The organism is Mycobacterium montefiorense (assembly GCF_003112775.1).
GTDB classification, from domain to species: domain Bacteria; phylum Actinomycetota; class Actinomycetes; order Mycobacteriales; family Mycobacteriaceae; genus Mycobacterium; species Mycobacterium montefiorense.
The window spans coordinates 1-6,792 of the sequence record NZ_BFCH01000024.1 but is presented as its reverse complement, the minus strand read 5'-3'; the positions used below and the strand labels follow the sequence as shown (position 1 = coordinate 6,792).

The 6,792-nt window shown below is 58.7% G+C and carries 2 protein-coding genes; both read left to right on the top strand.

Annotation, left to right across the window (positions count from 1 at the left end; all coding sequences use genetic code 11):
• On the top strand, positions 1–2,038 hold a 2,038-nt coding region (locus DB708_RS21550), incomplete at its 5' end, for an AMP-binding enzyme (protein ID WP_165839888.1).
• A 1-nt stretch (position 2,039) separates the two neighbouring features.
• The coding region (locus tag DB708_RS21545) for a non-ribosomal peptide synthetase (protein ID WP_165839887.1) at positions 2,040–6,792 on the top strand (4,753 nt) is incomplete at its 3' end.

The following is a 6,792-nucleotide window of genomic DNA, read 5'->3' as shown; positions in this document are numbered from 1 at the left end:
GGGGTATTGGGGGGATCCCCGGCTTACTTGTCAGCGGTTTGTGCCCGACCCGTGGGTTGCTGGTGCTGTCATGTACAAGTCCGGGGATCTGGTGAAGTGGCAGGAAAGCGGGGACCTGCTCTACGTCGGGCGTGTTGATGAGCAGATCAAGCTCAGGGGATTTCGTATCGAGCCCGGTGAGATCGAAGCGCGACTGCTTGAGCACTCACTTGTTGGGCAGTGCGCTGTGGTGGTGTCCGGTGATCGTCTGGTCGCTTATTACACGTCGCTTGAACCTGTTGATGACACGGCACTAAAGGCTCACCTGCGTGACACGCTGCCGCATTACATGGTCCCCGATCACCTGGTCTTCATCGAGCATCTACCACTGACTCGCAACGGAAAAATCGACCGCCACCAACTCACCACACACACCCCCACACCAACACCACCCCAACCTTTGTCGAGAAATGGCACAGAGCGTGAGGAGGTGGTGCATCAGATTTTCGCGGCGGTACTCCGTGTGCCCGAGGTGGGACCGGACGACGGTTTCTCAGACCTGGGGGGCAACTCGATCACCGCGATGACCTTGGCTTCGAAATTGCGGCGAGCGGGGTACAACGTGACGGCGCGGGACATCCTGCACTGTCAGACCATCGACAAGCTGCTGAAAGAGACATCCGAGCCAACCATCGTTTCAGCCGGCCCACGAGACGCCGATTTGGTCTTGCAGCCCGGGATGAATGTCGACGGTGACGTCGCGCGCGTTCTGAACGACTCGTTCGCCATCAATAACGGAATCATCATGGGCGCACCCGTGATTAAAGATTACCCAATGAGCGCAATGCAAAAATTGCAAATTGGCTTCGGGACTCCCGCCTCGTTAGCCATAGAGCCACTAGAACGCGTATTAGATCTTCCCGCCCTCCAGAAGGCCTACGGAGCTGTGATCGCGCAGCACGGGTTACTTCGGAGCGTGCCGGTTGAATCGGGCGGAAGTCATGCGTGGCGCGAATACGACTACCGCGCGGACGAGGTGCCGCTGATCCCGGTGATCAACATCAGCGAGTGCGCCGAGCCTGAATTCTCGATGCAAGCGCTGCTCGAGAGCCTCACCACGCGGGTATACAAGGGTGCGAAAATACTCCATCAATTGGTCATAGCAGTGGTCGACGGAAACAAATACTTCCTGGTCTGGATCATGAGCCATGTCATCTTCGACAGGGTTACCAAGGAGGTCCTGTCGCGACAGTTGGTTCGGCATTACGATGCCTTGCTACAAGGGCAACCGTTACACACCGAGGCGCCATCATTCGAGGACTATGTGCACCGCCTGGCTCGTGGTCCGCAAGGGGTGGAAGCACGCGACATCGTGCGGTTGTTCCGACTCAAAGAATTCTACGAAGCGAAACAAAAGATGAAGCATCTGGTAACGACAACGGGATCGCCTTCATCCACCAACTTCAACATCGTGCTGCCATTGAGCACTACGTGGCAACTGGAGCACCCTTGGGAGATCGCGCTCGCCGTTCACGTGAAGGGCCTTCAACGCTATCTGCAGATGGACCAGCTGCCGCTGTTGTTCGTGACGGAGGGTCGCCAGTTCGAAGACCAGCGATATTACGACACCGTGGGCGAACTCACCGACATGATCCCTCTATTCGTGAATGCACGAATGCCCCTACCGGAGATCACACAATCAATCCTCGATCGACTCGAGTTCGTGAAGCGGCACAACGTGAACTTTCTTCACCTGGCAACGGAACCGGCCGCACAGGCCCAATGGTCCGACATCGCACGACTCATGGATGTCGGCGAAGATTTCGAAAATCTCGACATATTGATGTTCAACATCCTCGGTTACACGGATGAATCCTCTGTGGAGTCCGTCGTGGAGACAAGCTGGGTGCACCCGCAGCCCCTGCCTATTCAAACCCTCCTGAATGCCATCACCAGCGTGTGCTCCGAGACATTGGTTTGCGCATTTCGTACGAGTTGTGCAGTGGACGTCCCCCGAATTCGAGCATGCTTCAAGGACGCCGCATCGGAGTTGTCTTAACGTGGCGACGATCGACGAGTATCCCCTCGCGCCTGCGCAACAGCGATTGTGGATCATCCACCGACTGAATCCCTTGAGCACCGCCTACAACGCACCCGTCGTTCGGACTCTGCGCGGCAATGTCGACCCCCGGCGGCTAGAAAAGGCACTCCTGCAGTTGTTGAAACGTCACGAACAACTCCGTGCGACTTTTTCGCTGGGGGGCGCCGAGCCGACGCACGTGATTCACGACGTTTCGTCGTTCGAGTTGGTCTACCTCGAAAACGTAGCAGTGAAAGACGTTTCGAAGACAATCACCCAATTCATCGGGCCGTTCGCGCTGGAGCACGCACCCTTACTGAGAGCGGCTCTTATCCGTGTGTCCGATCACGCAAAGCTCGAACCCTCGTACGTCCTCGTGATGGACATCCATCACATCGTCTGCGACCTTCGGTCGGAGGACATCCTCGTTCGGGATCTGTTTGCGCTGTATCACGATCTACCCCTACCGGAGATCGGCAGCTCATACACCGCGCAGCTACACAGGCAGGTGGAGCCCTCGGCGGCCGCCGGCCAATGGCGGGCGGACGAGGAATTCTGGCTCTCGAAGTTTGCGGGCGAACTTCCAGTCTTGCAACTGCTAGACGATCACCGACGGCCCGCTGTCTTCGACTTTCGCGGAACGATTCGGCACTTTCCGATGGGCAACGAACGGACCAAGACGTTGCGTGCCTTCGCGACATCACATCAAGTGCCATTGCGTGACATAGCTCTGACGGCCGTATTTGTTCTCTTGGCAAAATACAGCTTTCAAGAGGACCTCGTTATCGGCATGCCAGACGAGGCCCGGTGTTGCGATGACATGGCAGAGGTTGTCGGCATGTTCATGAACACCTTGGCGATTCGAGCAAATACTCATCCGGACAAGACCGTTCGCACTTTGATGACCGAGGTCAGCGAAGATCTGTGCGAGTCGCGACGGCACTCGTCGTACGACGTGCGTTACCTCGTAGAGAAGCTGCGACCGCCGCGGGATCCGAGCCGCAACGCGCTTTACGATGTCCTGTTCTTTCATCAATGCCTACAAACAGACACTTACGACGGGCTCGAGGTAGCGCCCAGGCAATTCATCCATAAAAAGGCAGAGGTCGATCTCACCTTCGGGCTGCTGGAGATAGACGATCAACTGAGTTTCTCGATCGAGTTCGCCACCTCCATTTATCGATCCCCGACCATCACGCGAATGGCGAAACACTATGGCGCCGTGCTCGATGCGCTCGTGAGTTCACCAGATGCCCTGCTGGCGGACATCGACATTCTCTCGGTCGATGAGCGGAATCGCGTCGCTTCCTTCAGCCCGCCGGCCAGCCCATACCCGTGGAAGACAATCAACGCTCTCTTCGAAGAGCAAGTGGCTCGGTCACCGAATCATCCAGCGATTCGCTATCGGAATGAGACCCTCGATTACAGGGAACTCGACACGCGCGCCAACCGGGTCGCGAACATGTTACTCGCGCATGGCGCAGACACCGGCGACGTGATCGCGCTCTGGTCGCATCCGTCACTCGACACGGTGGCTGGCTCGTTGGGCATCCTCAAGGCCGGGTGCGTATATCTGCCTATCTCGCCGGATGTACCCGCAGCGCGGATCGCGTATATGTTGCGAGCAAGTAAGGCTAAATTAGTTGTTGCACAGGATCTTCCGGGCGAAGATCTAGATGACGAGATCATCGAGCTCGGCCTTGCCGCGCGATATCCCGGAGACCTGCGGCCGCAACTCGAACGCGACCCGGCTGCAATCGCGTGCGTGCTGTTCACGTCCGGTTCTACCGGCAATCCAAAGGGCACCCTGATGCGGCACTTCAACGTCGTTAGAACCGTCGTTGATACCAACCACCTCGCAATTCGTCCGTCGGACCGCATGCTCCAACTGGCGACTCCCACCTTTGACGTATCAATGCTGGAGGTGTTCGGCGCGTTACTCAACGGCGCGACTTTGGTGGTAGCGGACAGCGACTCGCGCGGCGACTTGAGTCGCATCGCAGCGCTGCTTGACGGCGAACGCATATCCGTCGCGTTCATGACGCCCGCCTTGTTCAACGCCATGGTCGACGAGAAGCTCAGCGCTCTGGGTGGTTTACGCCAAATACTGACTGGCGGCGATCGCGCATCTGCCGACCACATGCGGAAAGCCCTAGCTCGACTCGGCCGCGGCAAATTGCAGAATGGCTACGGCCCCACAGAAGCAACCATCTTCACGACGTACTACCCAGTTGACGATGTGGCAGCGGACGCGACGAACGTTCCCATCGGATACCCGCTATCGAATGCTCGGGGCGCCATCTTGAACGGCCGGTCGCCTGTGCCCGTGGGTGTCGTGGGTGAACTGTGCATCGCGGGAGACGGCCTCGTGGCGGGGTACCTGGACGAGGCTCTGACCGCACAGAAATTCGTAATCATCGCCGGCGAAAGGTTCTATCGAACCGGCGACATCGCGAAGTGGCACGACGACGGCGCCATCGAATTCGTCGGCCGCAAGGATCGGCAAGTGAAGATCCGCGGCATGCGGATCGAGCCAGAGGAAATCGAGGCCGTGCTCCAAAGTCACCCGTGGGTGCAGGAGGCGGCAGTAATCGTTCGGGTGGATGCGCAGGGCGATAAGAGCTTGCAGGCGTTTTGTACTCGTGTCGACGATGCTTCATTCACGCCGGACGAGCTCATTGCCGACGCCAAGCGGCACTTGCCCGGCTACATGGTTCCGAACTCCCTATTCGTGGTGGAGGCGCTTCCCTTAGATGTCAACGGCAAGATCGATCGCCGCCGCTTGGAATCGACTGTCCCGGAAGTCGTTAAGGAAGAAGCCGAGCATCCGCCGATAACCGAGATCGAGAGGACGGTGGCTGCAGTTTGGCGGGAAATACTGGGTCTCTCGGTCGTGGAAGTTCACCGAAGCTTCTTCGAATATGGTGGGCATTCCTTAACCGCGGCGATCCTGTCTAGTCGGCTAGAGCAGGCATTAGAGGTACCGGTCCCGTTGCGTGAGATCTTCGAGCATCCCACGATCGCCGCCCTGGCCGCGCAGCTATCCGGCCCGTCTAGAGCCCCGCATCGGCGCCGCACCCGCGTCGCGCGCAACCCGAAACGCGCGCACTATCCGCTGAGCTTTGCCGAGCGCATGGTGTACGCACACCAGCACGCAACGAAGCGAAATCACGGATACCACAACGTTTTTCCAATGCTCATCGAAGGACCGCTCGACATCGAGAAACTCGAACAGGCCCTTCGGGAGGTCGTTCAGCGACACGAAGCGTTTCGCAGCGCTTTCGTGCTCCGAGACGGTCTTCCGGTCAAGACCGTTGCGAGTCGAGCCGACTTTCGTCTGGTGTGTGCGCAAGGTACGGAGTCCGATGTCCCCACCGTCGTGTCACGACTGCGCGAGGCTTACGACCTGGCCTCGCCACCCCTCTTCCGCGCCTGCTTGTTGACCCTGGGTCACCAGCGGCACGTGCTCGTGGTGGCGAATCATCACATTGTCTCGGACGGTGTCACGGAAACCCTGTTCATGCACGAGATAGGTCAGCTCTATCGAGACGAGCCGCTCGATCCGCGTCCCTTGCAGTACACGGACTACACCCTGTGGCAGCAGCGCGAATGGGAGGAGGGGCGTTATCGAGCGCAAGAGCAACACTGGGTTGAGCGGCTGCGCGGGCCGTTGCCGGTGTTGGAGCTGCCGCTCGATCATCCTCGCCCTTCCGAGACGAACTTCGACGGTCACACGGTAACGATTCGGCTGGATGTCGAACAGACGAGTCGGCTTCGTGACCTGGCGAAGGCACACCATACGACGCTATTCACGCCGCTCTTCGCGGCGTACACCGTTCTGCTGCACAAGTATTCGGGGCAAGAAGATCTGATAGTTGGAATTCCGGTCGCCAACCGGATGCACGCTGACGTGCAGTCGATTGCTGGGATGTTCGTCAACATGGTGCCTTTGAGAACGCGCCCTGCGCCCGGCGTGGCTTTCGCGGATTACCTTCACTCCGTGAAGGCGGAAGCATTATCAGCCTTCGAGCATCAGGATTACCCATTCGAGCGGATGGTCCATTCGTTCCAAGGCGAACGGGATCCGTCACGAAATCCTCTGTTCGACACAATCTTTGCGTATCAATCGACGGGCCCCGCTGTGCTGGAAATCGAAGGCCTTCGCATTGCGCCGTATTCGCTGCCGAACGCGTCTGCCAAGGTCGACTTGACGGTCGAGGTGTTCGAGTGCTCCGACGAGATACAACTGTCATTTACCTACGCCACTGCGCTGTTTCGCGAGAGCACCATCCTGCGCATGGGGGAGTCGTTCCTGCGCCTTGTGTCGGACATCGTGCTTGATCCGGGGAAGCCGCTTCGGATGCTCGCATGGCTCCCCGCCGGCGCCGGCTTTGGTGTTTATGAGTTGTCGGTGTATCCGAGGGATGGTTCGTTGTTTGGGTTGTTTGAGGGGTGTGTGGGGAGGTTTGCGCGGCGGGTGGCGGTGCGGTTTCGGGATGAGGTGTTGACGTATGCGCAGTTGCATGCGCGTGCGGAGTCGATGGCGGTGCGATTGCTGGATTTGGGTGTGAGGCCGGGGGAACCGGTGGCGTTGATGACGGCGCGTTCGGTGGAGATGGTGGTGGGTATTTGGGCGATTCTGCGGGTGGGCGCTACGTATGTTCCGATTGACCCGGGGTATCCGCAGAAGCGGGTTGAGTCGATTCTGCGTGATAGTGGGGCGCAGGTGTGTT